Origin of the sequence: Adlercreutzia sp. ZJ473, from assembly GCF_013185065.1 — a bacterium.
Classification (GTDB): Bacteria; Actinomycetota; Coriobacteriia; order Coriobacteriales; family Eggerthellaceae; genus CAAEEV01.
The window spans coordinates 15,556-42,554 of the sequence record NZ_JAAVTO010000005.1; the positions used below are offsets into that span (position 1 = coordinate 15,556).

23 protein-coding genes are annotated in these 26,999 nt (G+C 67.0%); 9 read left to right on the forward strand and 14 right to left on the reverse strand.

Annotated features, from left to right (window positions below; all coding sequences use genetic code 11):
• Positions 1-84: 84 nt before the first annotated feature.
• From HRL41_RS01590 to HRL41_RS01600, 3 genes are all read right to left on the reverse strand, one after another.
• Complete coding sequence (locus HRL41_RS01590; RefSeq protein ID WP_165171485.1) at positions 85-1,608, reverse strand: IMP dehydrogenase; 1,524 nt, start codon at positions 1,606-1,608, stop codon at positions 85-87.
• A gap of 441 nt (positions 1,609-2,049) precedes the next feature.
• Positions 2,050-2,574 carry a ferredoxin domain-containing protein gene (locus tag HRL41_RS01595; protein WP_172135228.1) on the reverse strand — a complete coding sequence of 175 codons (525 nt, stop codon included), beginning with the start codon at positions 2,572-2,574 and terminating at the stop codon, positions 2,050-2,052.
• Between the two features lie 268 nt (positions 2,575-2,842).
• A complete protein-coding gene (locus HRL41_RS01600) occupies positions 2,843-4,408 on the reverse strand; it encodes an aminopeptidase 1 (protein ID WP_172135229.1) in 1,566 nt (521 codons plus the stop codon).
• Positions 4,409-4,893: 485 nt separating this feature from the next.
• Here HRL41_RS01600 and ngr point away from each other — a divergent pair, with 485 nt between their 5' ends.
• Positions 4,894-5,502 carry a nigerythrin gene (ngr, locus tag HRL41_RS01605; RefSeq protein WP_165171479.1) on the forward strand — a complete coding sequence of 203 codons (609 nt, stop codon included), beginning with the start codon at positions 4,894-4,896 and terminating at the stop codon, positions 5,500-5,502.
• A 96-nt stretch (positions 5,503-5,598) separates the two neighbouring features.
• On the opposite strand, the gene HRL41_RS01610 is transcribed toward ngr, so the two are convergent.
• The 4 genes from HRL41_RS01610 to cimA form a co-directional block, all read right to left on the reverse strand.
• Complete coding sequence (locus HRL41_RS01610; protein ID WP_253904637.1) at positions 5,599-6,129, reverse strand: metallophosphoesterase family protein; 531 nt, start codon at positions 6,127-6,129, stop codon at positions 5,599-5,601.
• Between the two features lie 852 nt (positions 6,130-6,981).
• Positions 6,982-7,569, reverse strand: a complete 588-nt coding sequence (locus HRL41_RS01615; protein ID WP_172135230.1) for an NAD(P)H-dependent oxidoreductase — start codon at positions 7,567-7,569, stop codon at positions 6,982-6,984.
• A gap of 350 nt (positions 7,570-7,919) precedes the next feature.
• The gene (locus HRL41_RS01620) at positions 7,920-8,210 is read right to left on the reverse strand and encodes a YerC/YecD family TrpR-related protein (RefSeq protein ID WP_172135231.1); all 291 of its coding nucleotides are present in this window, start codon (positions 8,208-8,210) and stop codon (positions 7,920-7,922) included.
• A gap of 56 nt (positions 8,211-8,266) precedes the next feature.
• Positions 8,267-9,850, reverse strand: coding sequence for a citramalate synthase (cimA, locus tag HRL41_RS01625; RefSeq protein ID WP_172135232.1), 1,584 nt, complete (start codon positions 9,848-9,850; stop codon positions 8,267-8,269).
• Between the two features lie 582 nt (positions 9,851-10,432).
• Between cimA and HRL41_RS01630 the strand changes: the two genes are divergently transcribed.
• On the forward strand, positions 10,433-12,514 hold the full coding sequence (locus HRL41_RS01630) for a hypothetical protein (RefSeq protein ID WP_172135233.1): 2,082 nt from the start codon (positions 10,433-10,435) through the stop codon (positions 12,512-12,514).
• Between the two features lie 67 nt (positions 12,515-12,581).
• Here HRL41_RS01630 and HRL41_RS01635 read toward each other — a convergent pair whose 3' ends face one another.
• Positions 12,582-14,672 (reverse strand): glutamine synthetase III, encoded by a 2,091-nt coding sequence (locus tag HRL41_RS01635; RefSeq protein WP_165171469.1) that lies wholly within the window; start codon positions 14,670-14,672, stop codon positions 12,582-12,584.
• Positions 14,673-15,009: 337 nt separating this feature from the next.
• Here HRL41_RS01635 and HRL41_RS01640 point away from each other — a divergent pair, with 337 nt between their 5' ends.
• Both HRL41_RS01640 and HRL41_RS01645 read left to right on the forward strand, forming a co-directional pair.
• A complete protein-coding gene (locus HRL41_RS01640; protein WP_172135234.1) occupies positions 15,010-15,294 on the forward strand; it encodes a type II toxin-antitoxin system RelB/DinJ family antitoxin in 285 nt (94 codons plus the stop codon).
• Positions 15,278-15,721 carry a PIN domain-containing protein gene (locus HRL41_RS01645; RefSeq protein WP_172135235.1) on the forward strand — a complete coding sequence of 148 codons (444 nt, stop codon included), beginning with the start codon at positions 15,278-15,280 and terminating at the stop codon, positions 15,719-15,721. Before HRL41_RS01640 ends, HRL41_RS01645 begins: the two co-directional genes overlap by 17 nt.
• Positions 15,722-15,842: 121 nt before the next feature.
• Here HRL41_RS01645 and rpsI read toward each other — a convergent pair whose 3' ends face one another.
• The gene (rpsI, locus tag HRL41_RS01650; protein ID WP_165171467.1) at positions 15,843-16,235 is read right to left on the reverse strand and encodes a 30S ribosomal protein S9; all 393 of its coding nucleotides are present in this window, start codon (positions 16,233-16,235) and stop codon (positions 15,843-15,845) included.
• A gap of 2 nt (positions 16,236-16,237) precedes the next feature.
• Positions 16,238-16,672, reverse strand: a complete 435-nt coding sequence (gene rplM / locus HRL41_RS01655; RefSeq protein WP_165047013.1) for a 50S ribosomal protein L13 — start codon at positions 16,670-16,672, stop codon at positions 16,238-16,240.
• A 780-nt stretch (positions 16,673-17,452) separates the two neighbouring features.
• On the opposite strand from rplM, the gene HRL41_RS01660 reads away from it, so the two are divergent.
• A complete protein-coding gene (locus HRL41_RS01660) occupies positions 17,453-18,319 on the forward strand; it encodes a ZIP family metal transporter (protein WP_241157265.1) in 867 nt (288 codons plus the stop codon).
• 4 nt (positions 18,320-18,323) lie between these two features.
• Here HRL41_RS01660 and HRL41_RS01665 read toward each other — a convergent pair whose 3' ends face one another.
• Complete coding sequence (locus HRL41_RS01665; RefSeq protein ID WP_172135236.1) at positions 18,324-19,604, reverse strand: O-acetylhomoserine aminocarboxypropyltransferase/cysteine synthase family protein; 1,281 nt, start codon at positions 19,602-19,604, stop codon at positions 18,324-18,326.
• Positions 19,605-19,876: 272 nt separating this feature from the next.
• On the opposite strand from HRL41_RS01665, the gene metA reads away from it, so the two are divergent.
• Positions 19,877-20,809: a homoserine O-succinyltransferase gene (metA, locus tag HRL41_RS01670; protein ID WP_172135237.1), complete on the forward strand. Its 933-nt coding sequence runs from the start codon at positions 19,877-19,879 to the stop codon at positions 20,807-20,809.
• Positions 20,810-21,044: 235 nt separating this feature from the next.
• Positions 21,045-21,218: a hypothetical protein gene (locus HRL41_RS01675; protein ID WP_172135212.1), complete on the forward strand. Its 174-nt coding sequence runs from the start codon at positions 21,045-21,047 to the stop codon at positions 21,216-21,218.
• Between the two features lie 290 nt (positions 21,219-21,508).
• On the opposite strand, the gene HRL41_RS01680 is transcribed toward HRL41_RS01675, so the two are convergent.
• The 3 genes from HRL41_RS01680 to lysA all read right to left on the reverse strand — a co-directional run bounded on the left by HRL41_RS01680 (position 21,509) and on the right by lysA (position 25,126).
• Positions 21,509-22,177: an HAD family phosphatase gene (locus HRL41_RS01680; protein WP_172135238.1), complete on the reverse strand. Its 669-nt coding sequence runs from the start codon at positions 22,175-22,177 to the stop codon at positions 21,509-21,511.
• 244 nt (positions 22,178-22,421) lie between these two features.
• Positions 22,422-23,705: a homoserine dehydrogenase gene (locus tag HRL41_RS01685; protein ID WP_165171459.1), complete on the reverse strand. Its 1,284-nt coding sequence runs from the start codon at positions 23,703-23,705 to the stop codon at positions 22,422-22,424.
• Positions 23,706-23,770: 65 nt separating this feature from the next.
• A complete protein-coding gene (gene lysA / locus HRL41_RS01690) occupies positions 23,771-25,126 on the reverse strand; it encodes a diaminopimelate decarboxylase (RefSeq protein ID WP_172135239.1) in 1,356 nt (451 codons plus the stop codon).
• 334 nt (positions 25,127-25,460) lie between these two features.
• Between lysA and HRL41_RS01695 the strand changes: the two genes are divergently transcribed.
• Together HRL41_RS01695 and HRL41_RS01700 are read left to right on the forward strand one after the other, a co-directional pair.
• A complete protein-coding gene (locus HRL41_RS01695; protein WP_165171455.1) occupies positions 25,461-25,856 on the forward strand; it encodes a molybdenum cofactor biosynthesis protein MoaE in 396 nt (131 codons plus the stop codon).
• A 149-nt stretch (positions 25,857-26,005) separates the two neighbouring features.
• Positions 26,006-26,827, forward strand: a complete 822-nt coding sequence (locus HRL41_RS01700) for an arylamine N-acetyltransferase (protein WP_172135240.1) — start codon at positions 26,006-26,008, stop codon at positions 26,825-26,827.
• The last annotated feature ends 172 nt before the right edge of the window (positions 26,828-26,999 follow it).

The following is a 26,999-nucleotide window of genomic DNA, read 5'->3' on the forward strand; positions in this document are numbered from 1 at the left end:
GGAAGCGCAAAAGGGCCCCGCCATCTGCTGCAAGCTCGCGCAGGTGGCGGGGCCCCTCGCTCTTTTCTTCGCTCTTTCTTCTATCTATCGGATGGAGACGTTGCTCGCGTAGGTGTTCTTGTCCTTCAGCACCACGTCGTGCGCGCCGCCCTCGACGATGGAGGTGGAGGACACCACGGTGAGCTTGGCCTTCTCCTGCAGCTCGGGGATGGTGAGCGCGCCGCAGTTGCACATGGTCGCGCGCACCTTGTACAGCGTGAGCGCCACGTTGTCCTTCAGCGGGCCGGCGTAGGGCACGTACGAGTCCACGCCCTCCTCGAAGGCCAGCGACTTCTTGCCGCCGAGGTCGTAGCGGCCCCAGTTGCGGGCGCGCGCCGAGCCCTCGCCCCAGTACTCCTTCATGTAGGTGCCGTTGATCATCACCTTGTTCGACGGGCTCTCGTCGAAGCGGGCGAAGTAGCGGCCGAGCATCACGAAGTCGGAGCCCATGGCCAGCGCCAGCGAGATGTGGTGGTCGTACACGATGCCGCCGTCGGAGCAGATGGGCACGTAGACGCCCGTCTCCTTGAAGTACTCGTCGCGCGCCTTCGCCACCTCGATGACCGCCGTGGCCTGGCCGCGGCCGATGCCCTTCGTCTCGCGCGTGATGCAGATGGAGCCGCCGCCGATGCCGATCTTGATGAAGTCGGCGCCCGCCTCGGCGAGGAAGCGGAAGCCCTCGGCGTCCACCACGTTGCCCGCGCCGATCTTGAGGTCGTCGCCGTAGTGCTCGCGCACCCACTCGATGGTCATCTTCTGCCAGTCGGAGTAGCCCTCGGAGCTGTCGATGCACACCACGTCGACGCCGGCCTCCACGAGCGCCGGGATGCGCTCGGCGTAGTCGCGCGAGTTGATGCCCGCGCCCACCATGTAGCGCTTGTGGGAGTCGAGCATCTCGTTGGGGTTGGACTTGTGGGAGTCGTAGTCCTTGCGGAACACGAGCGCCACCAGGTGGTCGGCGTCGTCCACGATGGGCAGGGAGTTCAGCTTGTGGTCCCAGATGATGTCGTTGGCCACCTTCAGCGTGGTGTCCGCCGGCGCCACGATGAGCTTCTCGCGCGGGGTCATGAAGTCGACCACCTTCTCGTCGAGGCTCATGCGGCTCAGGCGGTAGTCGCGCTCGGTCACGATGCCGAGGAGCTTGCCGTGCGCCGTGCCGTCATCGGTCACGGGCATGGTGGAGTGGCCGTAGAGGTCGCGCAGCTCGACCACCTCGGCGAGCGTCATGTCGGGCGAGAGGTTGGCGTCGGAGGTGACGAAGCCGGCCTTGTAGTCCTTCACGCGCTTGACCATGGCCGCCTCGTCCTCGATGGACTGGTTGCCGTAGATGAACGACAGGCCGCCCTCGGTTGCCAGCGCCACGGCCATGCGGTCGTCGGACACCGCCGCCATGATGGCCGACACCATGGGGATGTTGAGCGACATGGGGCATTCCTCTTCGCCCTTGCGGTACTTCACCAAAGGCGTTTTGAGGCTGACGGCAGTCGGCACGCAGCTGGAGGGCGTGTGCCCGGGAACCAGCAGATACTCGTTGAACGTGCGCGATGGCTCATCGTAGTAGTAGGCCATGTCTGTGTGCTCCTTCTCTCATTCAGACGCGTTGACTCTCTCCCCCTTCGCGCGCGATGCGGCACGTCCCGCAGCGCCGATGCGCCTGCGCTTGCGCTGGCTCGCCGGCTCGCGAGCGTGCCGATACGCGGATGCGCGCGAATCAGAATGATTGCCCATTATAAAAGCCTGACCAGCGCAATTCCACCGAGAATAGCGAAGTTTTCGAGAGCATCCGCAAACGGCACACGGGTATGCGGCGCCTCGCACACGGGTGGCGGGCAGCGGGCGGAGCGGAAGCGGAAGCGCCCGCCCCGCGCCTGGTGAGAGGCGCGGGCGCAGGGCGGGCGGATGAGGGAGTGAGGAAGTGCGGCGAGCGTGGGCGAAGGGCGGGCGCGGGCGAGGTGCGCCAGCGAGCGAGGTGCGCGGGCGACATGCACGCAGCGCCTCGCGGACGGCCAGCTACTTGCGGTCGAAGAAGGGGCTCTTCGAGGAGATGCTCACCACGATGCCGTACACCTGGCGCACGTCCTCGCCGAGCATCCCCAGGCGCTGCGCGGCGAGGCCCGCCGAGAACATGACGCGCGTGTCGACGCGGTGGTCCGTCGCCGTCGCGCAGGCGGACCCGAGCGCGATCCCCACGTCCACGCTGTTGATGGCGCACGGCACGCCCTGCGAGCGCCCCTCGCAGGTGGCGAAGCCGCAGTGCCCGCAGTTGAGCCCCTGCGCCTGCTCGCGCGTGCCGACGAGCACCACGCACTCGCTCGCGCGCACGTTGCCCGCGTCGCGCAGGAAGAACTTGAAGCCCGTCTCCTCCGACACGCGCTCCATCTCCTGCGCGAGGCGCTCGGCGTCGTCGCCGTCGACCACGGCGCACTCCACGATGTCGACGCCCTTGCCCTTCGGTGCCGTGCGCGCCGCCACCATCATCTTCTGCGCGATGTCGACCGCCTGCGCGTGCCGCAGGTCGCGTTCGTTCATGATCATGGGATTCTCCTCGTCTCTCGGAAGCTCGTTTTTTCTCTCTCCCCTTCCTTCCTCCCGTTTTCTTCTGGCGTGTTTTGCGAAACACGTTTCGCAAAACCGCCCGAGTGTTTCACGTGAAACACTCAGGGCAGTCGCGCGCAAGCTCATGCGCGGAGGCCGCGCGAAGCACGCGGATCAACACGCGAGGGGAGCAGGGTCGCACGCGGATCAACACGCGGAATTGCGCGCGAGGGGGAGGCGGGGTCGCACGCGGAGCGCGCGGACTGCGCTACGCGTTCAGGAGGAACGCCTCGTAGCCACGGCGCGCCTCGTAGATGTCGGCCTTGCTGGTGACCTCCCACGGCGCGTGCATCGAGAGCACCGGCACGCCCGAGTCAATGACGTCCATGCCGAAGCGCGCGGGGATGTACGCGATGGTGCCGCCGCCGCCCGCGTCGACTTTGCCCAGCTCAGCGGTCTGGAAGCTCACCTGCGCATCGTCCATCACGCGGCGGACGCGCGCCACGTACTCGGCGCTCGCGTCGTTCGAGCCGCTCTTGCCGCGCGCGCCCGTGTACTTGTTGAACACGAGGCCGCGGCCGAGGAACGCGGCGTTCTTCGCCTCGAACACGCTCGCGTAGGCCGGGTCGAGGCCCGCGCTCACGTCGGACGAGAGCATGCGCGAGTTCGCCAGCGCGCGACGCAGAGGCAGCGTGCCGCCCTCGCCGACGAGCTCCATGACCTCGGCGATGGCGTTCTCGAAGAGCATCGACTCCATGCCGGTGGCGCCCACGCTGCCGATCTCCTCCTTGTCGACCAGGACGGTCACGGCCGTGCGGCGCGGGACGGGCGCGCCGTCGGCGGCCAGCGCCAGCTGCGCCACGAGCGACGTGTAGGCGCACACGCGGTCGTCCTGCCCGTAGCCGATGACCATGCTGCGGTCGAATCCCAGCTCGCGCGCGCGGCCGGCGGGGACCACCTCGAGCTCGGCGGAGAGGAAGTCCTCCTCGGAGATGCCGTACTTCTCCTCGAGCAGCTTGAGCGCGAGCGCCTTCACCGGCTCCTTGACCTCCTCTCCCTGGTCGTTCGTAACGTCAGCGAGGGTTTCCGTGGTGCCCGAGATTGACGGGCTGGCGGGGGCGAAGCCTACTTCGGTAGGCGAGCCTCCGTCAGCGTGGCAAGATTGGGTGCCACGGGAAGCCGCAGCGTCGACTTGTCCGCTCGTCCCGTCAGGGCGAGCGGAACAGCAGAGCGGCCGGTTCCCCACGAGCAGGTCGAGGTCCTCCCCCTCCACGATCTTGTTGCCGTTCTTCTCCATCTGCGCGCGGCCGAGGTGCGGCAAAAGGTCGGTCACGCAGAACACCGGGTCGCCCTCGCCCTCGCCGATCACCACGTCGACCACCGTGCCGTCGGTCTTCGCCACCACGCCGTGCAGCGCGAGCGGCAGCGCCACCCACTGGTAGTTCTTGATGCCGCCGTAGTAGTGCGTGTCGAGCAGGGCGAACCCGTCCTTCTCGTACAGCGGGTTCTGCTTGAGGTCGAGCCGCGGCGAGTCGATGTGCGCGCCCAGGATGTTCATGCCGTCCTGCAGGGGCTCGGAGCCCACGTGCACGAGCACGATCGCCTTGCCGTGTGCGTGCGTCCACACCTTGTCGCCCGACTTGAGCGCAAGCCCGTTCTCCACGCATGCGTCGAGGCTGCGGTACCCCGCCTTCCCCGCCAGCTTCACCATCTCCTGAGCGCACTCGCGCTCGGTCTTGCACTTCGAGATGAAGTCGATGTAGTCGGCCGCCAGCGCGTCAACCTCGGCCAGCGCCGCCTCGTCGTACTTCTTCCACGCCACCCCACGTTCCATGGATCCACGTTCCTTCCCGAAGGCGCGCCCGCCTCGCGCGGGTGCGGCCCTCGCAGCCGGCTTTCGCGGCTGATCAGTTGCCCGTCATGTCTCGCCGCCCATTATACGGCGTACGGCGGTTTCGCGCGAGCAGGTCACCGTACGGATGTTTCACGTGAAACATTTGCGCGCGCAGAGCGTTCCGCCCGCTTCCGCCGATTCCCGTCGGCTTCCACCTGCTTCCGCCGATTCCCGTCGGCTTCCGCCAGTTTTGCCGGTTTTGCCAACTTCGTTGAGCTCTCGCCAGACCGCCGTCGACTTCCCGTCAAACGTCGGCCAGCCCCAAGGCGCTTGTCGAGCATCCGATGGAAGTTATCCGCGGTTTACGTCCTTTTCTTGTCGTGGAATATCGCCGCGCGCGCTGGCACCCTGAGCGCGGCGCTTCTATAATGTGCGGGATCCATCAACGGGGCATCACCCCAGGAGACGAGGAAAAGGAGCTTTACATGAAGGTTCGCGCGAACATCCCCACCGCCGACAACTCCACCAACTTCAACATCGTGGCTGACAGCACCACCACCGTGGGCACCACGCTCGAGAACCTGAAGGCCGCCGTGTGCGGCGAGACGGGCGCTTCCGCGAAGTACGCCGCCTGCGCCGTCGCTGCGCGCGAGCAGGGCTATGACCAGATCGCCCGCCTGTTCGAGGCCACTTCCGCCGCCGAGCAGGTGCACATCGGCCTCGAGGCCGCCGTCATCAAGGGCATGGAGCCCGACTACGAGCGCCCCGCCGCGCCGGCTGCCGAGGGCGCTGCCACCGACCTCAACCTGATCGCGGGCGCCATGGGCGAGATCTACGAGACCTCCGACATGTACCCGGCGTTCATCGCGAAGGCCGTCGAGGAGGGCGAGAAGAAGGCCGTGCAGGTGTTCACCCGCGCCAAGCTCGCCGAGTCCGTGCACGCCGAGCTGTACCTGCAGGCGTACAACGACATCGACGCCGCCGATGACGACGCATACTACCTGTGCCCCGTGTGCGGCTACATCCACAAGGGCGACGACTTCGACAAGTGCCCCATCTGCCTCTGCCCGAAGGACAAGTTCAAGGCTTTCTAGCAGTTTGTTCCGTCGTTGCTGACGCAACAACGTGCGTGGGAGAAGGACTGCTGCGGCGGTCCTTCCTTTTTTCGGCTGCCGCCCCAGGTCAGTTTGCTATCCCCAGGTCAGGATGGGCTTCCCGCCAAGGGACTCCACGCGGGCCCCCAGGATGCGCCCCTCGCTCACCTGCACCTTCGCTATGCTGCGGGGAGAGCCCCCGCGCGGGAGGGAGGCCGAGCCGGGACAGATGAGCAGGCTGGCGGGACGCGCCTCGGGGCCTGTCTCGAGCTTCGGCACGTGCGTGTGGCCGTGCACGAGCACCTGCGGGATGGGGTCGCCCGGCGCCAGCGCGCTCGACCCCGCGTACGTGATGCGCACGTCCTGCGGGTAGTGCGCCACCAAGAAGCGCACGCCGTCGATCACGGGGCGCGCGAAGCGCGTGACCGCGCTGCCGTACTCGGGAAAGTCGTTGTTGCCGAGGACGGCGGTCACCGGCGCGATGCACTCGAGCTCGCGCAGGATGGACGGCCCGCAGATGTCGCCCGCATGGATGATGTGGTCGCAGTCAGACAGCGTCGCGAAGGCGCGCGCGTCAAGCGCGCCGTGCGTGTCAGATATGATGCCCACCCATGTCATGGCGTCCATGATAGCATGCGCCGCACAGCGGGAAGGGAGCGCGCGGCCAAACGCCTTCGCGCAACACGAGCGCCACACGACGCAGGCAGCTCATCGCGGAACGCAGGCACCTTGCCAAGCGCCGAAGCGCCTTCGCGCCCTGTACGGCATGCCGAGCGCCATCGCGCCTTGCGCAACGCGCGGCCAGACGCCTTCGCGCAACGCCCCGGCCAACAGCCGTCAACGGCCCGGTAACCGTGCGGCGCTCCCGCACTCGCAGGGCGCGCGAGCTGGCATACTTCTCATCGCGGAATGGAAACGAAGCAAGGGTCACCTTGCTTTCCCATCCTTTCCTTCTTCTCTCTCCTTAGGCGCTGGCCTCATCCACCAGCGCCGCCCGAGAGCCGCCCTCCCCGGCGACCTCGGGCCGATGCCGCCGCCAACGGCATCACTCCTCCTTTTAGGGAAGGCGGCCCCACCCCCTGGCCGCCTTCCCGCATGCTTGCAGAAAAAATCCGGCATTTTGGCAGAAATCTTCAGATATTTGTCGATTTCTGTGACATGGAGCCCATCTGAAGTTGCCACTCTGCTCATTACGAAAAGATATCGCAGCTGCGATCAGGTACTTTGCACGATAGAATAATATCGCAAGTGCGAAAGCTGCCCTCAGCGGGCAGCTGATCGACAAATATCTGAAGATTTCTGCCAAAATCACCTAGAAAATCTGCACGGCACGCGGAGCATGCAAAACACGAGGCGCGCTCATACGACGACAGAGCGCTGGCGCAGCGGCACGTGCTCGTTCGGCACACCAGGACTCGTTGGCGCAGCGACATGCCGAGACGTCCAGCGCAGCAACGCCAGGGTGCAGCACCCCCGCCCTTACAGCTCGATGCCGTCCTCGGCGAGCAGCTGCGCGATCTGCGCGCGGGCCTTCCCCATCTCCTTGTCAATGTCGACGCCCTCGGCGTCGAGCCCGTCGGCCACCACGTAGCGCACCTCGGGGATGCCGAACATCTCGGCGAGGGCGCAGATGTAGTCATAGCCGAGGTTGCGCGTAAGGCGGCTGCCCGCCGTGGTGAGGTAGGTGATGCGGCGCGCCTGGCACAGGCCCTCGTAGCGCGCGTCGGGCGTGAAGTGGAACGTGACGTTGTCCACGCTCACGTGCTCGATGTAGGTCTTGAGCGCGGCGGGGAAGGTGAGGTCCCAGTACGGCGCGCCGATGACGATGTCATCGGCCTCGGCGAACTGGTGGGCCAGGTCGAACACGTCGTCATCATACACGCCGCGGCGCTGCAGCTGCGAGCGGAACGCCACCTTCTGCGCCGACAGCGACGTCAGGTGCAGCTGCTCCAGGTTGACCTCGCGCACCACCGTGCCTGTGCGCTTGACCGCGCCCAGATACGCGCGGCACAGCTGCAGCGTGCGCGACTGCTCGCCGCGAATGCAGGCGTTCACAAACAGAACCATCTTGAGATCCCCCTCGTCCCTTCGCTCACGCGTTGCCGCGCTGCCTCGCCCAAAGCCGCATGGCAGGCTAATTGGGTGAGCGCCCATGGTACGCCCCTGCGCGGGGAAAGGAGGGGCGCGCTGCCGCGCCTCATGTCAGCGGGCGCTCCGGCTTCGCCAACGGCAAAAGAAGGAGTACGAAAAGAAGAATATCGACAGCATGAGGCGATCAACGCCTGTCGGCCAGCATGCGCCCGAGCGCTTGCGACAATGCATGAACTTCGCCAGCGGCGCCCCGCGCAGCTATCACGGTACCGTCAGCGACGCCCCGCGCAGCTCTCGCGCTTCGCCAGCGGCATCCCGCCCGAGCCCTACTCGGTGCGCGCGAGCACCTCGAGCGCTGACGCGTACCCGCCGGTGCCGTAGCTCAGGCACTTCGAGACGCGGGCGATGGTGGTGGCGGAGGCGCCCGTGGCCTCCTCGATGACCGCGTACGACTTGCCCGCCGACAGCAGGCGCGCCACGGCCAAGCGCTGGGACGTCTCGCGGATCTCGCGGATGGTGAACAAGTCCTCGAGCAGCGCGAAGATGGTGTCCTCGTCGTCAAGCGCGGACAGCACGCGCAGCAGGTCGTCCACTTCCCTCGTTCTGATCTCGCTCATTCGCCTCTCGCCTTCTTCACCTTCATCTTTTATGGCAGACCTCGTGCTGTATAAAGTCAGCAAAGACGCAACAACCCGTACTCGATGGACTCGACCAGCGCGTTCCACGACGCCTCGATCACGTTCTCCGACACGCCCACGGTTCCGTAGCTCCCGCGGCCGTCGGCTGTTGTGATGGTAACACGAGTGATGGCGCCCGTGCCCTGGCTTTCGTCGAGCAGGCGCACCTTGTAGTCCACGAGTTCCATGCTGCTCACCTCGGGATAGCATTCGCTGATGGCCATGCGCAGCGCGTTGTCGAGGGCGCCGACCGGGCCGACGCCCTCGCCCGTGGCCACGATGCGCTTGTCCCCCACGTGGATCTTCACGGTGGCCTCCGAGGTGGCGTCCTTCGCGAGGGCGCCGGTGTCCTCGCGGTCATCGATGATCACGCGAAGGCTCTCGAGCGTGAACGCCGGCTGGTACGTGCCCAAATGCCGACGCAGCAGAAGGGCGAGCGAGCCGTCGGCCACCTCGTAGGTGTAGCCGCGCGCCTCGCGCTCCTTGATGTCATCAAGGATGGCCTGCACGTCGACGCCTGCGTCGATCAGGTCGATGCCGAGCATGGCCGCCTTCTGCACGAGCGACGCCTTGCCCGCCAGCTCGCTCACGAGCATGCGTGCGCCGTTGCCCACGGCCTCGGGGCGCTCGTGCTCGTACGCCTCGGGGAAGCGCGCGATGGCGCTGGCGTGCAGGCCGCCCTTGTGGGCGAACGCCGACGTGCCCGTGTAGGGATGGTGCGCGGGCACCGACACGTTGCACAGCTCCGCCACGTACTGCGCCAGGCTCGTGAGGTTGCGCAGGCTGCCCGCGCCCACGCAGGTGACGCCGCACTTGAGCTCGAGGTTCGCGATCACCGTGAGCAGGTCGGTGTTGCCCACGCGCTCGCCGATGCCGTTCACGGTGCCCTGCACCGTCGACGCGCCGGCGCGCACGGCCGCGAGCGTGTTGGCCACCGCGCAGCCCGAGTCGTTGTGGCAGTGGATGCCGAACGCCTGGCCGGGGAAGGCGGCGACCACCTCGGACACGACGCGCTCGACGTCGAAGGGAAGCGCGCCGCCGTTCGTCTCGCACAAGTCGATCGAGTCGGCGCCGGCCTCGTGCGCCGCGCGCAGGCACGCCAGTGCGTAGTCGGCGTTGGCCGCGTAGCCGTCGAAGAAGTGCTCGGCGTCGAACACCACGCGCCGGCCCGCCGCCTTCAGGTGCGCCACCGAGTCGGCGATCATGCGCAGGTTCTCCTCGAGCGTGGTCTGCAGCGCGCGCGTGACCTGGGCGTCCCACGTCTTGCCCACGATGGTGACCACCGGGGCGCCGCACGCCAGCAGATCGGCCAGCCCCTGGTCCTCCGCGGCGGGCACGCCCTTCTTGCACGTGCTGCCGAACGCCGCGATCTTCGCGTGGGCGAGCGGCATGGCGCGCACGGCCTCGAAGAAGGCGATGTCCTTGGGGTTGGAGGCGGGGAAGCCGCCTTCGACGTAGTCGATGCCGAACGCGTCGAGCCGGCGCACGATGCGCAGCTTGTCCTCGAGCGACAGCGTGATGCCCTCGCACTGCTCGCCGTCGCGCAGCGTGGAATCGTAAGTGTAGACGCGCTTGTCCACGGTACCTCCCCTTCGCGTCTGGGCGCGGCGCGTGCGGGCTGCACGCGAGCTCGCAAGCCCGCAAGCCGTGCGCGCGAGCTGTGTTGCGCATGGACCCGCACGCGCCCGCAAGCCGCACGCACCCGCGAGCCGCACGCACCCGCGAGCCGCGCTGCACGCGAGCCGCGCCCCGTTTGGATCAGATCATCTTACCGCAAACGAGGCGCGCCGGCAGGATCGAAAAGAGGAGGCGAAGGGAAGGGATGCGGGCGCCGCGTCGCGGCAGGGGCGAGGACCGGCCGCGCCATGCCAGCCGGAGACGCAGCGGCCATGCCGGCCGGAGACGCGGCGCCTGCGGTGCCGGCCGGAGACGCAGCGCTTGCGATGCTGGCCGAGGACATGAGGCGCTGACAGCCTTCCTGCACGTCAACGCACGGGAAAAGGGCTTTCGCCAAGGCGCCAGTTGTGACACAATCATGCCCTGAAGCATCATGCCGCACACCACGCCCGATCAGCGGGAACGCGACGCCCAATCGACAGGCGCGCCGCGCCCGGCCGACAGGGGCGCGACGCGCGGAACCCAAGCACGCAAGGAGCGTCCCCATGCTCAACTTCTTCCATAGGAAAGACCCCCGCGACTCCGACGCCGCCTCCGGCAGCGGGACCGCCCCCGACGCCGCCTCCGGCAGCGACGCCGAGCCCGAAGCCGCGCCCGAAACGAGGCGGACCCCCCAGGAAGTGCTCGCCGCATTCAAGGAGGCCCCCTTGCCCGACGCCATCGACGGGCTGCTGTTCCGCGTGTCGATGGCCGCGCCGGGCGAGGACGACGTCACCTCGTTCGAGCGCTACGCCGCGCGCCTGCTCGCCGAGGCCGGCGCGGCCAACCTGCGCCCCATCGCCGTCGAGCACCCGATCGAGCTGCGGCACCTCTCGCTCACCGGGCTCTACTGGATCAGCTTCGACGCCAGCTCCATGACGCCCGAGCAGCGCGCCTGCGTGCTGCGGGTGGAGTCGGCCCTGAACCGCCTCATCCTCGTCAGGCAGACCGTGCGGGCGGAGGCTCGCACCATCTTCCACCCCGAGTCGGCCTATGCGCAGTGGGACTGGCAGAACATCCGCTCCATCACGCGCTTCGCCGAGACGCGCCTGGCCGAGGCCGAGAAGGAGAACGAGCTGCTCACCATAAGCGGCGCGACCGGCGCGCGCGGCGGCAACTGGGACGTGAGCACGCGCTTCGCCCGCTCCTGCGAGTCGCTCATGCTGCCCTACCGCCTCGAGTACCGCTTCGACGTCGACACGACGTCGGGCGCGGTGGTGGCCGACGTCACGCTGCCCTGCCCCGACCAGATGCCGCGTTCGCGGTGGGTGGAGAGCGCGGGCGCGTGGCAGGACTGCGCGAGCCAGCAGCCCGCCGCCGCGGCCGCCTACGCGCTGCGCCTGGCGACGGTCATCGCCGCAGCCGCCTTCGGCTCGAGCGTGGGCATCACGCGCGTGCTCATCAACGGGCACGAGAGAGGCCTGGACAGCGATGCGGTCCTCTCGCTCGAGTTCGACCGCATGGCCTTCGTGATGGGCGTCATGCCCTCCGTCAAGGAGGGCGCGATGGCCGCGCCAGGCACCGAGTGTGACCCTGCCACGCTGTTCGGCCTGATCAAGCCTGCGAAGTTCGCCATATCGCCCGACGCGTCCGGGCACAACCTCCCCGTCGAGCCCCTCGCCGCGAACCTCCCCGAGCGCCGCATCCCCCTCGCGGAGGACACGCGCGCGCTGCCGCCCGAGCTGGCCGAGACGCTGCACGCCGACCGCGTGTGCGACCTCGACGTGCTGAGCGAGCAGGACCTCGCCATGCGCGAGCGCTTCGAGGCCGCCATGGCCGACCGCGACGACTCACCGCTTCTGGCCACCGCGCAGCTCGAGGACATCGTGCAGAAGGGCGACGAGCTCACCGCAGCGAACCTCGCCGCCCTGCGCGAGGAGAACCCCGAGGCCGCCGCAGCCGGCAAGGTGGCGCCGCTGTACTGCGAGGGCCTGTTCGCACGCTACCTCGTGGGGCTCGGCGCCGAGCCGGGCATGCGCTACGCCCGCGCCTCCGACATGGCGCACGCGGCCCGCACGGCGCTCTCGCACCTCTACACCGACATGGGCGACACAGACGGCGGCATCGCGCAGGCGAAGGCGTGCGTCGAGATGGCGCCGTCGGGCCCGTCGGCCTACCAGGACCTCATCACCGCCTACGTGGAGGCCGACCGCTACGACCTCGTGATCGACGTGGCGAAGCAGGCGCTGCGCTACGCCGTGATCGACGACAGCGTGTTCTACCTGTACTACCGGCTGGCCTACGCGTTCTGGCAGACGGGTCGGCGCGAGGAGGCCGCGGCGTGCTACAGCCGCGTGCCGCGCGCGTCGAGCATGGGCGAGCCCGCCGCGCGCGAGCTGTCCGACCTGCTGCGCGAGATGGGAGACCGCGACCCGATGGACAGCTCCGAGGCAGGCGCCGTCCTGCGCACCGCGGGCGTCCCGATCGCGCCGACCGACGAGGCCGTCGAGCTGATGGCGGAGGCCCTGGTGAGCCTGTGCGACGCCGGCCTGCCGCTCGCCGCCGCCCCCATGGCGCGGGTCATCGGGCACATCAAGCGCAACGACATCATCAGCTCCGTGGCTGCGTCCCTGAAGGAGGGAGCATAGCGGAGCCGCGGCAAATCACCGAACACCGACAACGGCCTGCGCGCACGCCCGCCCGAACCGGCGGCTCCTACGCGTAGAACAGGATCTCGTTGTAGGTGGGCACGGGCCAGAACTCGCGCTCCACGATGATCTCCATGTTGTCCACGGCGGCGCGCAGGTCGTCCATCACGGGGATGATCTCGTGCGCGTTCATGTCCGCGCGCTCCTGTTGGTCGGCGATCTCAAGCGACGCGTAGTGCAGCTCGTGCAGCTTGTTGAGGTGCTTGCTGATCTCGGCCGAGCCCTCGACGAGCGCGCGCAGCTTCGCCTCCTGGCTCGACAGGTCAGCGTCGGGCATCGCCGTGCGCACCTCGGTGATGTGGCGCGCCACCTCGGCGGCGAACTTGTTGACAGCCGGCAGGTAGTCGCGGCGGGTCAGGCGCTTCATCGTGCGGATCTCGATGTTCATCACCTTGTTGTACTTCTCGAGCTTCACCTCGTAGCGGCTGCGCACCTCGGTCTCGGAGAGGATGCCGAACTCGCTGAACAGGTCGATCGACTTCTGGCTCACGAGGCACGGCAGCGCGTCGGCCGTGGTGTGGTTGTTCGCCAGACCGCGGCGGGCGGCCTCGACCGGCCACTCGTCGGAGTAGCCGTCGCCGTTGAAGATGATGCGCTGGTGGTCGCGCAGCGTCTGCTTGATGTAGTCGATGGCGGCCGCCTCGAGCTCCTCGCCCGACTTGCCCTCCATGACGTCGGCGAACTCCTTGAGCGACTTCGCCATGGCGGCGTTCAGCACCATGTTGCAGTCGGAGAGGTTCTGCGTCGAGCCGGGCATGCGGAACTCGAACTTGTTGCCCGTGAAGGCGAAGGGGCTCGTGCGGTTGCGGTCGGTGTTGTCCTTGAGGAAGTTCGGCAGCACGTCGACGCCGAGGTCCATGGCCACGCGCTCGGCCGAGGTGTAGTCGTGCTCGTCGATGAGCGCGTCCACCACGGCGCCCAGCTCGTCGCCGAGGAACATGGACACGATGGCCGGTGGCGCCTCGTTCGCGCCGAGGCGGTGGTCGTTGCCCGCGCTCGCGGCCGACATGCGCAGAAGCTCCTGGTACTCGTCGACGGCCTGGATGACGCCGGTCAGAAAGACCAGGAAGCGCAGGTTCTCGATGGGGTTCTCGCCCGGGTCGAGCAGGTTCTTCTTGCCCGCCGAGATGGACCAGTTGTTGTGCTTGCCGGATCCGTTGATGTTCTCGAACGGCTTCTCATGCTGCAGGCACACCAGGCCGTAGTGGCTGGCCAGAAGGCGCATCTTCTCCATGGTGAGCAGGTTCTCGTCGATGGCGCGGTTCGTGTTGGCGAAGATGGGCGCCAGCTCGTGCTGCGCGGGGGCCACCTCGTTGTGCTTCGTCTTCGCCGGCACGCCGAGCTTCCACAGCTCGTCGTCGAGCTCCTTCATGAACTCGTTGACCGTGGGGCGGATGGCGCCGAAGTAGTGCTCCTCGAGCTCCTGGCCCTTGCACGGCGGGTAGCCGAAGAGCGTGCGGCCGGTGAGCACCAGGTCAAGGCGCTGCTCGTAGTCCTTCTCGGAGATCAGGAAGTACTCTTGCTCGGCGCCGAGCGTGGTGGTCACGCGCGCCGGGTACTCGCCGAACAGCGCGAGCACGCGCTTGGCCTGCTCCTCGAGGGCCTTCATGGAGCGCAGGAGCGGCGTCTTCTTGTCGAGCGCCTCGCCGGTGTAGGAGCAGAACGCCGTGGGGATGCAGAGCACCTCGTCCTTGATGAACGCGTAGGACGTGGGGTCCCACGCCGTGTAGCCGCGGGCCTCGAAGGTGGCGCGCAGGCCGCCCGAGGGGAACGAGGACGCGTCGGGCTCGCCCTGGATGAGCTCCTTGCCCGAGAAGCTCATGATGGCGCGGCCGTCTCCGCAGGGGTCGATGAAGCCGTCGTGCTTCTCGGACGTGATGCCCGTCAGCGGCTGGAACCAGTGCGTGTAGTGCGTGGCGCCCTGCTCGATGGCCCATTCTTTCATGGCGTGGGCGACGACGTTCGCGACCTCGATGTCAAGCGGCGCGCCGTCTCTGATCGTTTTCATGAGCTGCTTGTAGGTGGCCGATGGGAGGCGCTCCTGCATCGTGTGCTCGTTGAAGACCATTGAGCCGTAGATCTCTGATACCCTTGCCATAAAAGTGTCGCTCCTCACTTGCGCTCAAGCGGATGTCTCATGCACGGCGCCGACCTCGCAAAACGTCGACGACGCATGGAGATACGATACCATGCCCGCGCCGAAAAACCCTCGGTAACTTACCCTCATCAAACTACTGGCCGAATGTTTCGGGAAGTTTTCAGGCGGGAGAAGCATATGTAACGAAAGCGGGCGCGAGGAGCGATGGCGCGGGAGCGGGGGCGGGGCACGGACAAGCGAGGCGGGCTGAGGCGGGCGAGCGGGCAGGCTCTTGCGAAGGCAAAGCAATCTCCCTATACTGTATTACATGTAATACCATCCTGTTGGAGGAGGGATCATGGAGTCAGTGCTCACCGTTCGCCTTGACGCGGAGACGAAGGAGCGCGGCACGCGCGTCATGAGGCGCTACGGCCTCACTCCCTCGCAATCGGTCAGGGAGCTCTTCGCATACGCCGTCCGAAACGACGCCCTCCCCTTCGAGAGCGCGCCGAAGCCCTCGCGCGAGGAAGCTGCCCGGCGCATCGCCGCATTCGACGCATGCCACACGAAAGAACCGCTCGGCCTTTCCGACGAGGAGCTTCGCGACCTGCGGTTGAGGGAGCGCTATGGACTTGATGATTGACGTCAACGTCATCCTCGACCACATCGGGAGACGCGAGCCGTTCTACGAGCTCTCGCGCCGCGTGTGTCTGCTCGGCATAACGGGCGAGGCGAATACGTACATCTCAGCTAACATGGCAACCGACGTCTACTACCTGCTGCGCAAGGACTACGGCAGCTCCGAGGCGCAGCGCATGATCGAGGAGGACCTGTCGTTCCTGCAGATCGTGGGGATCACGCCCGAAGACGTGAAGGAGGCCCTTGCGCAGAAGTGGAGCGACTTCGAAGACTGTCTCGTCGCGCGCTGCGCCAGCAAAGTCGGCGCCGACTACATCATCACGCGCAACGTGAAGGACTTCGCCCGCTCCTCCATAAGGGCCCTCACGCCCGAGCAGCTCTTCGCCGAGCTCGAGGCCCGCGGAATCATATACGAGGAAGTGCCCTGGTAACAAGCGCGGACGAGCACGTAAGACACAGAGTGCAGGAACGTACGCCTTCACCGCGCAAAAGGAAACGGCCCGCCAGGTTGCTGGCGAGCCGTCTGCTGCAAAGCGTATGCCGCTGCGTAAACTAGCGCTTGCTGAACTGCGGGCGCTTGCGAGCCTTCTTAAGGCCCGGCTTCTTGCGCTCGACCACGCGGGCGTCACGCGTCAGGAAACCGGCCTTCTTCAGCTCGGCGCGGTAGTCGCCGGCCTCGAGCAGCGCGCGGGAGATGCCGTGGCGCAGCGCGCCGGCCTGGCCCGAGATGCCGCCGCCGTTGATGCGGGCGATCACGTCGAAGTGACCCTGGGTGTCAGTCACCTTGAAGGGGGTCTTCGCGTAGTTGAGCAGAGCATCACGGCCGAAGTACTCGTCGCCCGAGCGACCGTTGATCGTCACCTTGCCGGTGCCGGGAACGAGACGCACGCGAGCGACTGCGTTCTTACGACGGCCCGTGCCGTAGTACAGAGCTTCATTCGCCATGATTAACCCTCCATCTCAATCTTGCGGGGCTGCTGCGCAGCATGGGGATGCTCCGCACCAGCGTAAACCTTCAGCTTCTTGCCCATGGCACGACCCAGCGTGTTCTTCGGCAGCATGCCCTTGACGGCATGCTCGATCACGCGCTCGGGGTGCTTCGCCATGGCCTCCGCGAAGGTCTCGGACTTGAGCCCGCCGGGATAACCGCTGTGACGATAGTAGGTCTTCTGCGCAGCCTTGGTGCCCGTCAGGCGGATTTTGTCCGCGTTGACGATGATCACGAAGTCGCCCGTGTCAACATGGGGGGTGTACTGCGGCTTGTGCTTGCCCTTCAGGATGTGAGCGGCCTTGGCAGCCACGCGACCGAGAACCTGGTCCTCCGCGTCGATGACGACCCACTCGCGCTCAACCTCACCGGGCTTCGCATAATACGTCTTCACTTAAGTTCCTCCAATAAATGCTTGTCCTACATGGCGTTTCACCGCCATTGCTTGCGCGCTGGCGCGCCTTGCAGGATGTGTTTGTTTTCAAAAGTGCAGGTTGCCTTGGCGCTGGTTTCCTACGCCAGCACGCGGGGTGTGGGCCTGGACTCCCTCTTTCCGCGCTCCGCAGCACGCTCTGCGTTTACGGGGCTTTTGAAAGCGAACTTTTGCATTGTATATACGCGCGCGTGAGAAAGTCAACGAGAAATGCGGAAAAGCCGCGAGAATACCCGATGGAGGCTGAGGTGGCGGGGAGTTGGGCGGGGGCTGGGCGGGAGTTGGGCGGGACGTTGGGCGGGAGCTGGGCGGGAGCCGGGCGAGAGTTGGGTGGGACGGGGCGGGGGTTGGGCGGGGCGGTGCGGAAGCGGCGAAGGGGGCAGGTCCGCGCCGGGCAAGCTGCTAGGTTGATGCCGGGTCGACGTTGGACCAGCTGCCGGGCCCGGCGTAGGGTTAGCCTTGGCTAACGCTTATGCTGTTTCCGAATTCGGAATCGCCCCGCTGCTTTTTTCTCTATCATAGTGAGCCGTACGAAACTTTTGGGAGGATTACGCCTCGCGCGACATGCGTGAGACAGCACGGCGCGGACGGACGCAACGCGAGCAGACGGCGCAGGCAGGCACGGCCCGCGAAGAGCGCGCACGTCCTGCGCGGCGCAGGCGAACGCGACTGCAAGCGACGTCGCGCCCGCGCAGACGGCAACGCGGCACGCAGCGCACGAGGCGAGGAGGAGCTTTCGCAATGGAGATGATGGACCCGTTCTGGTTCGTGACGCTGGTCACGTTGCTGTCGGGCGCAGGCGGAACCGGCGTCGGCGGCGTGGTCGGCGCGCTGTGCAAGAGCGACTCGAACCGCACCATCAGCCTGCTTCTGGCGTTCGCAGGCGGCGTGATGACCGCCATGGTGTGCTTCGACCTGCTCGCCGAGTCAGTCGAGGCCGCAGGCGAGGTGCTCGATCCGGGCGTGCTGCTGGTGATCGCCTCCGTGGTGGCGGGCGTGGGCGTGGTGTACGGGCTGAACTACGTGATCGACCGGCGGACGCACGACGAGGTGCCCCACGTGGCCTCCGCCGAGCACCCCAAGACGCACGACGACATCGACGAGCTCATCCACGCCGACCACTGGGCCGAGCACAAGCGCAACAACGACTCGCGCGCGAGCCTCATGGTGGCGGGCGTGGTGATGGCCTGCGCCATCGCGCTGCACAACGTGCCCGAGGGCATGACCATCGGCGCGAGCTTCGCCATATCGGACAACCTCATGCTCGGCACGGGCATGGTCATGGCCGTGCTCATCGGCCTGCACAACATCCCCGAGGGCATGGCCGTGAGCGTGCCCCTGATCTCGGGCGGCATGGGACGCGCGCGCGCCGTGGCGCTCACGGCGGCCTGCGGCCTGCCCACGCTGCTGGGCGCGTGGCTGGGCCTGTGGCTCGGCGACGTGGGGCCCTTCGGCCTGGCCGCCAGCCTCGGGTTCGCCTCGGGCGCCATGCTCTACGTGGTGTTCGGCGAGATCATCCCCCAGTCGGTGCTGATGTACCGCAGCAAGGCCCCGGCGTTCGCCGTCATCGTGGGCCTCATGCTGGGGCTGCTCATCATCTTCGCCTAGTTAGCTAGACGGCGGCGAGCGCCTGGTCGAGGTCGGCGATCAGGTCCTCGGCGGCCTCGATGCCGCACGACAGGCGAACCAGGTCGGGCGAGATGCCGGCCGCCGCCAGCTCCTCGTCGTTCATCTGACGGTGCGTGGTGTTGGCCGGGTGCAGCACGCAGGTGCGCGCGTCGGCCACGTGCGTGGCGATCTGCGCGAGCTTGAGATTCGCCATGAACGTCTCGGCCGCCGCGCGCCCGCCGGCCACGCCGAAGCTCACCACGCCGCACGCGCCCTCGGGCAGGTACTTCCGCACGCGCTCGTACTCGGCGTCGCCCTCGAGGCCGGGGTAGCGCACCCAGGCCACCTTCGGATGCGCGGCCAGGTGCCGCGCCACCGCCAGGCCGTTCTTCGCATGCTGCGCCATGCGCAGGTGCAGGCTCTCGAGGCCCATGTTGATGAGGAACGCGTTCTGGGGCGCCTGGATGGAGCCCAAGTCGCGCATGATCTGGGCCGTCGCCTTCGTGATGTAGGCGCCCGCAAGCCCGAAGCGCTCGGTGTACACCACGCCGTGGTAGCTCTCGTCGGGCTGCGTGAGGCCGGGGAACTTGTCCGCGTGCGCCGTCCAGTCGAACTTCCCCGAGTCCACGATCACGCCGCCGACGGTGGCGCCGTGGCCGTCCATGTACTTGGTGGTGGAGTGCGTGACGATGTCGGCGCCCCACTCGATGGGGCGGCACAGAATCGGCGTGGGGAACGTGTTGTCCACGATCAGCGGCACGCCGTGCGCGTGCGCGGCGGCGGCGAAGCGCTCGATGTCGAGCACCGTGAGCGCCGGGTTCGCGATGGTCTCGCCGAACACGCACTTCGTGTTGGGCCGAAACGCCGCCTCGAGCTCAGCGTCCGTGCAGTTGGGGTCCACGAACGTGCACTCCACGCCCATGCGGCGCATCGTGTGCGCGAGCAGGTTGTACGTGCCGCCGTAGATGGACGCCGACGACACCACGTGGTCGCCCGCGCCCGCGATGTTGAACACCGCGAAGAAGTTCGCCGCCTGGCCCGACGAGGTGAGCATGGCCGCCGCGCCGCCCTCGAGCTCGGCGATCTTGGCCGCCACGTAGTCGTTCGTGGGGTTCGCCAGGCGCGTGTAGAAGTAGCCGGACTCCTCCAGGTCGAAGAGCTTGCCCATGTGCTCGCTCGTGTCGTACTTCCACGTGGTGTTCTGGTAGATGGGGATCTGGCGCGGCTCGGCGTTGCCCGGGCGGTAGCCGCCCTGCACGCAGGTGGTGCTGATCGACTGGGTCATGGGGATGCTCCTTCGGCTTGGGTTAGCCCGTCGCGCGTCGCGGCGCGGCGCGTGCTGCGCGCAGGGCGCGCACGCTGCGCTGCGTCGTGGCGCACAACGGCATCGAATGCGATGATTTGCCTATTATAGTTTTGCAACCGATAGTCCGATGCGCGTTTTCTTCGATAGCCAGTTGCAAGATCTTCGTATTGCGCGCAGCCGAACACATGGCGCCGCCGCGCACGCAGTTCCTTTATAGTGGACGGAACGTACCGTCTGAAAGGATTTCTGCCATGCCCATCCGCATTCCCGACTCACTGCCCGCAACCGCCGCGCTCGAGAGCGAGAACATCTTCGTCATGACGGAGTACCGGGCCATGCACCAGGACATCCGCCCGCTGAAGCTGCTGCTTCTGAACCTCATGCCCACCAAGATCACCACCGAGACGCAGATCCTGCGCAAGCTGTCGAACACGCCGCTGCAGATCGAGGTGGAGCTTCTGCAGACCGCCAGCCACGACGCGAAGAACGTGGCGGCCGAGCACCTCGAGACGTTCTACACCACCTTCGAAGAGGTGCGCGACCGCCACTTCGACGGCCTCATCATCACGGGCGCGCCGGTCGAGCTGCTCGACTTCGAGGACGTGGACTACTGGGAGGAGCTCTGCGCCATCATGGAGTGGTCGAAGACCAACGTGCATTCCACGCTGCACATCTGCTGGGGCGCGCAGGCCGGCATCTACTACCACTACGGCGTGCCCAAGCACGAGCTGTCGCGGAAGGTGTTCGGCGTGTTCGAGCACGACGTGGTCAAGCGCACCTCCCCGCTCATGCGCGGGTTCGACGACGTCTTCCAGGCGCCGCACTCCCGCTACACCGAGGTGCACGCGGCCGACATCGAGGCGCACCCCGAGCTGGAGCTGGTCGCCGTGTCGGACGAGGCCGGCGTCTATATCGCGAAGTCGACGGACTCGTCGAACTTCTTCGTGTTCGGGCACCCCGAGTACGACCGCGGCACGCTCAAGGCCGAGTACGACCGCGACGTGGCGCGCGGCCTCGACATCGCGCTGCCCGCGCACTACTACCCGAACGACGACCCCACCGCCACGCCGCGCTCCACCTGGCGCGCCCACGCCCAGCTGCTCTACACCAACTGGCTGAACTACTACGTGTACCAGACGACGCCCTACGACATCAACCTGACCGGCAAGCACGAAGAGGGGTAGCGCGCATCCGCGGGGCGGCGAAGGGCGCGAAGGGCGGTTGCGGACGCTGGTCGCATTCGTCGCAGCGAGCGCCCCGCGCGGACGCATCGTTTGCAGTTGCGCTCGATCTTGCATAAGCGCATGCAAGCGCACCTCGCAGATACGCGCACCTGCCTGCGAGGTGCGCGGGGCGGAGGCAACGTGTAGAATGTTTCACGTGAAACACTCGTTCTGCCGTCAAGGAGGAAGATTCGCGATGCCAAGCAGCGAGCCGCACGTGCGCGTGGTGTACAAGCCGGTCGTCCCGCGTGACGCTGATGCGCCCGATCCCTTCCTGCGTGCGGAAAACGAGGACGACGACGGTTACGATCCCTACTCCGACCGCCCCGCCGAGCGCGAGCCCCTCTTCGAAGCGAACCCCTGGGACTAGCCGCCACGCGCAACCGCCGCCGATTATCGAAACGCGTTCCGCCACGCACTTTCGCAACGCAACTTTGTGGCATTTCTCACAACGTGTTTCGCAAAACAGCTTCCCGAAGTGTCTTTTCCAACGCGTTTTACGAAACGCGCTTTCGCCGCACGCTTTCGCAACGTGTTACGCGACGTGTTTTCGCCGCCACGTTTCTCAAAACGCACTTTCGCCGCTGCGTTTTACGAAACGCATTCCGCAAAACGTCCCCCAAGGACCCCAGGGACCCCCAGGGGTTCCCTGGGAGTCCCTTACGAGTCCCCGAGGAGCATGTCGACGGTTACCTCGACGAGGGACTCTGCGAACAGGTCGGCTTCCCTCCTCAGGTCATCCCTGGTTGCGGACAAGTCGCAGTCGTGGACGCCGAGCGTGCGGTAGCCGGCCGCATTGAGCGTCCTGATGGCGTAGATCGCGTCCTCCACGCCCCAGGTCTGCTCTCGCGTGGTGCCGAGCGCCTCGCGCGCGCGGTCGTACACCGCGGGCTCGCGCTTCGAGGCCCCCACGTCGTCAACTGACACCACCGCCCGCAGATACGGCGTGAACCCCGCTGAGCGCAGCCCCGCGTCGAGCAGCGGCTTGGGCGAGGAGGACGCCACCGCCAGGGGCACGCCGCGCGCGTCAAGGGCGCGCACGAGCTCGAGCGCGCCCGGCTTCGCCATCGCGCGGTTCTCGTAGTAGTCGCGCATGATCTCGTCGATCATCCGCTCGACGTCGGCGCCTGACTCCCCCAGCCCGAACTTGCCGTGCAGATACGCGCCGCACTCGGGAATGGTCATGGTGGTGAGGACGTCGGTGTCCTCCTTCGCGAGCTCCGCGCCCGCGCGCTCAGCCAGACTTGACTCCAGCTCCCGCCATGCCGCCATCGAGTCAAGCAACGTCCCATCACAGTCGAAAACAACGCCCACGCGCTTCTCCTGCATCAATGCACTCCTTCTCCGCCTCTTAGGCACGTTTGACAAACCACCCTGCGTTCTGCATCTATGAGTAAAGAAGGGGGCCTCTTCGACCCCCTTCGAAACTCCCATCAAACTCGGCTGCCCGCCGGAACCCCGTCGCCTGCCGAGGCTGCCCGCCGAAAGCCGGCTGCCTGCCGAAGCCTCGTCACCTGCCGAAATCCGACCCGCCCCGCCGTCACGCCAACGAGGCAGGCCCGGGCGAAGCTCGCTACTCCTCGACGCGAATGAGCGACGGCTCGGCGTGCAGGACGTCGTCGAGGCCGCGGATCTCCTCGATGACCTCGCGAATCGCACGCTCTTTGGCCGTGTGCGTCACGTAGACGATCTCGACTGTGCCGCCGTTCTTCTGGCCGCGCTGCACCACCGAGTGCACGCTCACGCCGTGGTTGGCGAACACGCCCGCCATGGCCGCCAGAACGCCCGGGCGGTCCGACACGGTGAAGCGGATGTAGTACTTCATCGAGAGCTCTTCGATCGGCAGGATGGGCAGCTCGTCGGTGCAGGTGCATCCCACGATGGGGTCGATGCCCTGCTGCATGTGGCGCGCCACCTCGAGCACGTCGCCCATGACCGCGCTCGCCGCCGCGCCCGCGCCGGCGCCCTCGCCGAAGAACATCGTCTCGCCCACGAAGTCGCCCGTCACGTAGATGGCGTTGAACACGCCGTTCACCTTCGCCAGCTGGTGGTCGACCGGGATCATGGTGGGATGGACGCGCACGTCGATGCCGCCCTCGGTGCGGTGCGCGATGGCCAGCAGCTTCACCACGTAGCCCATGTCGCGCGCCGTCTCGAGATCGACGGGCGTGATGTTGGTGATGCCGCGCGTGTACACGTCGTCCATGGTCACGCGCGAGTTGAACGCGATGGACGCCAGGATGGCGATCTTGGCGGCGGCGTCGAACCCGTCGACGTCGGCTGACGGGTTCGCCTCGGCGAAGCCCTTCGCCTGCGCCTCGGCGAGCACGGCGTCGTAGTCCATGCCGTCCTCGTCCATGCGCGTGAGCATGTAGTTGGTGGTGCCGTTCACGATGCCCATGACCGAGCTGATCTCGTTGGCGATCAGCGAGTGCTTCAGCGGCCCGATGATGGGAATGCCGCCGCCCACGCTGGCCTCGAAGGCGATCTCGCGGTTCTTGGCCGCGGCCGTCTCCATGATCTCCTTGCCGCAGGTGGCCATGAGCGCCTTGTTGGCCGTGACCACGTTCTTGCCGGCGCCCAGCGCGTCGAGCACCACCGTGCGCGCGAACGTGGTGCCGCCGATCAACTCGATGACCAGGTCGATGTCGGGATCGTCGATGATGTCGCGGAAGTTGTCCGTGAACAGGTGCCCCACGCCGTGCGCCTCGGCCTCGGACGGGTCGAGCGAGCACACGCGCGCCAGCTCGATGTCGATGCCGTAGTGGCGCAGAAACGCGTCCTTGTGCTTCAAGATGATGTCGATGCAGCCGCCGCCCACCGTGCCGGTGCCCACCAAGCCAATTCTAACCGCCATGTCGTGCTCTCTCCTTCGTTCTGCCGCGAAGCGCGAATCCCTCGGACCTGCAGGTCTCGCTGAACCTACAGGTCTCGCTGATAGAGATCATTATACGTTTCGCGGCGAGTCACCACGCGCGCGACGCCGTCTTTTACGAACACCACGGCCGGGCGAGGCTGCCCGTTGTAGTTCGAGGCCATGGTGGCGCAGTACGCGCCCGTGCCGAACACGCACACGACGTCCCCCAGGTCAGGGTGCTGCAGCGGCATGTCGACCACCACCGCGTCGCCGCTCTCGCAGTGCTTGCCGCACAGCGTGACGATCTCGGTGCGCGGCTGGCCCGCCTTGTTCGCGATGGTCGGCTCGTAGTCGGCGTGGTAGAGCGCCGTGCGGATGTTGTCGGACATGCCGCCGTCGACCGCCACGTATTTGCGGATGCCCGGCAGCGTCTTGAGGATGCCCACGGTGTAGAGCGTCACGCCCGGCGTGGCCACCAGGCTGCGGCCCGGCTCCACCATCAGGCGCGGCAGCGGCAGGCCGTGCTGCCCGCACAGCTCGCGCACGGCGGAGCAGGTCACCTCGGCGAAGTCCTCGATGGAGGACGGCCGGTCGTCGGCGGTGTAGGCGACGCCCAAGCCGCCGCCCAGGTCGAGCTCCTCGATGACGTGGCCGTACTCGTCGCGGATGCGCGCCATGAACTCCACCATGACGGCCGCCGCCTCGCGGAACGAGTGCAGCGCGAAGATCTGCGAGCCGATGTGGCAGTGCAGGCCGGCCAGGCGCACGTTCGTCGTCTCAAGCGCCGTGCCCACGCAGGTGAACGCGAAGTCATCGCGCATGTTGAAGCCGAACTTGGAGTCCTCGCAGCCCGTGCGGATGTACTCGTGCGTGTCGGCCTCCACGCCCGGCGTGATGCGCAGGTAGATGTCCTGCACTTTGCCGAGGCGCCCGGCGATCTCGCTCACGCGCGCCAGCTCGATGCGGCTGTCCACCACGATGCGGCCGACGCCGGCGGAGATGGCCTCCTCGAGCTCCTGGGGCGTCTTGTTGTTGCCGTGCACGAACACGCGCTCTGCGGGGAAGCCCACGCTCAGCGCGCATGCCAGCTCGCCGCCGCCCGACACGTCGAGGCACATGCCCTCGGCGTTCGCCAGGCGCACGACCTCCTTGTTCAGAAACGCCTTCGACGCGTAGATGATGTCGGAGTCCTCGTAGCGGGCACGGAAGGCGTCGCGGTAGGACTCCATGCGGCTCACGAGGTCGGCCTCGTCGAACACGTAGAGCGCCGTGCCCTGCTCGCGCGCGAGCTCGACCATGTCCACGCCGCCGATGAACAGGTGGTCGTCGCGCACCTCCGCAGTCATCGGCAGCACCGCGCCGAGGTCCATGGTGGTGCGGTTGTCGGGCTGTTTCGTCAGGTCAGAGGCGGGCAGAGACATAGCGGGTCCTTTCGTGGGCCGACTTTCGGCGCCGCAGGGCGCGCAAAGCCGACAGTCTAGCATCGAGCGTGTGAAGTCCACACAGTATACCGTGACGAACAAAGGCGCGTTTTTCCATCAGGTAAATTGTCGGGAAAATATCCGCCGCCATTGTCAAGGAGGTGACAGGCGCGAGGGGCAGGCGCCGGGGGCCGGGCCAGAGGGCGCGCAGAAGGCAGGCGCCGGGAGCCGCGCCGAACTTGAAGCCCTAACCTGCATAAACTCCCAGCCCTCGCCCCGCTCAAAGTCCCCTATAATGGGGCGGAACTATTATCTTTAGCGAAGGGAGATTCCCATGGCAAAGCAGGAACCGTCAATCGACCAGTGGCTCGCGGAGGCGAAGGCCGACCCGAAGGCGGCGCAGTGCGGCATGTTCCTCACGCACAACGGCGTGGTGCGCGTGACGCCGAAGGCGCAGGTGCGCGAAGGCGTCGAGGGCCTCGGCGAGGTGGCGCAGGTCGAGTTCTCCTACGACGCCGCCGGCCTTGAGGCCGCCGTCAACGAAGCGCTCACCTGGGACGGCGTGTACTACGTCCGCGTCTGGCTGAACGAGGGCACCTGCAAGGTGGGCGACTCGCTCATGTACGTGCTCATCGGCGCCGACATCCGCCCGCGCTGCATCGACGCGCTGCAGAAGCTCGTCGGGAAGATCAAGAACGAGCTCGTGGTGGAGAAGGAGATCTACGCCTAAGGCGTGCAGCGCAAGCGCCTGCGCCGCACGCATAGCCGCACCTGCGTCAGGCGCGCGACTCGATAGGCTGCGCGCCTTTGCGTTGCTCGCTCTTTCCTGCAGAATGACGAGCGGAGCCTGCAACGCTCCGACGAGAAGAAAGACCCCTCATGCTCACCGAGAACATGACCCAGGCCTACCTGGACCGCATCGGATTCACCGATCCCGTCCGCGCCGACTGCGCCGCGCTCGACGCGCTCGTCTGCCGGCACCAGCGCAGCGTGCCCTTCGAGACGGTCACGCTGCACCGCCGCGGCGCCGTGCCCGACCTAGAAGTCGACGCCCTCTTCGGCAAGATAGTCGCCCGCCGCCTCGGCGGATACTGCTTCGAGCTGAACAAGCTGTTCGAGGAGCTGCTGCGCGCGCTCGGGTTCGACGCGCGACCCGTGCTCTGCCGCTCGGTGCGAGGACGCGACGCGCGCATGCCCATCAACCACCGCGGCCTCGCCGTACGCCTCGACGACGGTGACTTCTTCGTTGACGTGGGCTTCGGCGGCCCCATGCCCGCCGGCGCGCTCCTGCTGGAGCACGACGTGGAGCAGCGCGTCGCTGGCGAGCTCTACACGCCTCGCCGCATCGACAGCACCTGGTGGACGGTCGAGCGCGTCACGCGCGCTGCACGCGACCTGTATGACGACGAAGCGCCCGAGCGGCGCCAGGTGGAGCTCGAGCTGTGCACCGCCGCCGTCGAGGACATCGACTTCAACGCACTCAACCTGCTCTGCGCGCAGCCGGGCACGCTCTTCCGCGACCACGAGATAGCGAACCTGCGTACCGCGGACGGCTACCTCGGCCTCAAGGACGGCGTGCTCACCAAGCGCGCCAGCGGCCGGAAGGAAGTCGCCGAGCTGCCCGACCGCGCCGCCGTCGACGAGGCCCTCATCACCCTCTTCGGGATGAAGACCATCCGCAGCTGGCCCGCCGAAGCGTAGGAAGGCAGCCCGCCGAAAGCGAACAGCGCATCAAGATCCTCGGAGAAGCCGGTGCACAGCATGCGCGCACTCTGCAGCGATGCCGTCAAGGTCCTGGACGGTCGGCTGGCTGGCAAGCGGCAGGGCGGGCACGTATTCAAGCGCGCCGAAGTCGTCTTCGCAGCCAAGCGCA

Excerpts from the sequence above, each read along its gene's own strand:
- HRL41_RS01635 (WP_165171469.1), bottom strand. The coding sequence starts at position 14,672 with ATGGCAAGGGTATCAGAGATCTACGGCTCAATGGTCTTCAACGAGCAC.
- HRL41_RS01675 (WP_172135212.1), top strand. The coding sequence starts at position 21,045 with ATGCCAAGCAGCGAGCCGCACGTGCGCGTGGTGTACAAGCCGGTCGTC.
- HRL41_RS01660 (WP_241157265.1), top strand. The coding sequence starts at position 17,453 with ATGGAGATGATGGACCCGTTCTGGTTCGTGACGCTGGTCACGTTGCTG.
- HRL41_RS01680 (WP_172135238.1), bottom strand. The coding sequence starts at position 22,177 with ATGCAGGAGAAGCGCGTGGGCGTTGTTTTCGACTGTGATGGGACGTTG.
- HRL41_RS01610 (WP_253904637.1), bottom strand. The coding sequence starts at position 6,129 with ATGGACGCCATGACATGGGTGGGCATCATATCTGACACGCACGGCGCG.
- HRL41_RS01695 (WP_165171455.1), top strand. The coding sequence starts at position 25,461 with ATGGCAAAGCAGGAACCGTCAATCGACCAGTGGCTCGCGGAGGCGAAG.
- ngr (WP_165171479.1), top strand. The coding sequence starts at position 4,894 with ATGAAGGTTCGCGCGAACATCCCCACCGCCGACAACTCCACCAACTTC.
- lysA (WP_172135239.1), bottom strand. The coding sequence starts at position 25,126 with ATGTCTCTGCCCGCCTCTGACCTGACGAAACAGCCCGACAACCGCACC.
- metA (WP_172135237.1), top strand. The coding sequence starts at position 19,877 with ATGCCCATCCGCATTCCCGACTCACTGCCCGCAACCGCCGCGCTCGAG.
- HRL41_RS01595 (WP_172135228.1), bottom strand. The coding sequence starts at position 2,574 with ATGATCATGAACGAACGCGACCTGCGGCACGCGCAGGCGGTCGACATC.
- HRL41_RS01645 (WP_172135235.1), top strand. The coding sequence starts at position 15,278 with ATGGACTTGATGATTGACGTCAACGTCATCCTCGACCACATCGGGAGA.
- HRL41_RS01630 (WP_172135233.1), top strand. The coding sequence starts at position 10,433 with ATGCTCAACTTCTTCCATAGGAAAGACCCCCGCGACTCCGACGCCGCC.
- HRL41_RS01615 (WP_172135230.1), bottom strand. The coding sequence starts at position 7,569 with ATGGTTCTGTTTGTGAACGCCTGCATTCGCGGCGAGCAGTCGCGCACG.
- HRL41_RS01685 (WP_165171459.1), bottom strand. The coding sequence starts at position 23,705 with ATGGCGGTTAGAATTGGCTTGGTGGGCACCGGCACGGTGGGCGGCGGC.
- HRL41_RS01665 (WP_172135236.1), bottom strand. The coding sequence starts at position 19,604 with ATGACCCAGTCGATCAGCACCACCTGCGTGCAGGGCGGCTACCGCCCG.
- HRL41_RS01620 (WP_172135231.1), bottom strand. The coding sequence starts at position 8,210 with ATGAGCGAGATCAGAACGAGGGAAGTGGACGACCTGCTGCGCGTGCTG.
- HRL41_RS01640 (WP_172135234.1), top strand. The coding sequence starts at position 15,010 with ATGGAGTCAGTGCTCACCGTTCGCCTTGACGCGGAGACGAAGGAGCGC.
- rpsI (WP_165171467.1), bottom strand. The coding sequence starts at position 16,235 with ATGGCGAATGAAGCTCTGTACTACGGCACGGGCCGTCGTAAGAACGCA.
- HRL41_RS01700 (WP_172135240.1), top strand. The coding sequence starts at position 26,006 with ATGCTCACCGAGAACATGACCCAGGCCTACCTGGACCGCATCGGATTC.
- HRL41_RS01590 (WP_165171485.1), bottom strand. The coding sequence starts at position 1,608 with ATGGCCTACTACTACGATGAGCCATCGCGCACGTTCAACGAGTATCTG.
- HRL41_RS01600 (WP_172135229.1), bottom strand. The coding sequence starts at position 4,408 with ATGGAACGTGGGGTGGCGTGGAAGAAGTACGACGAGGCGGCGCTGGCC.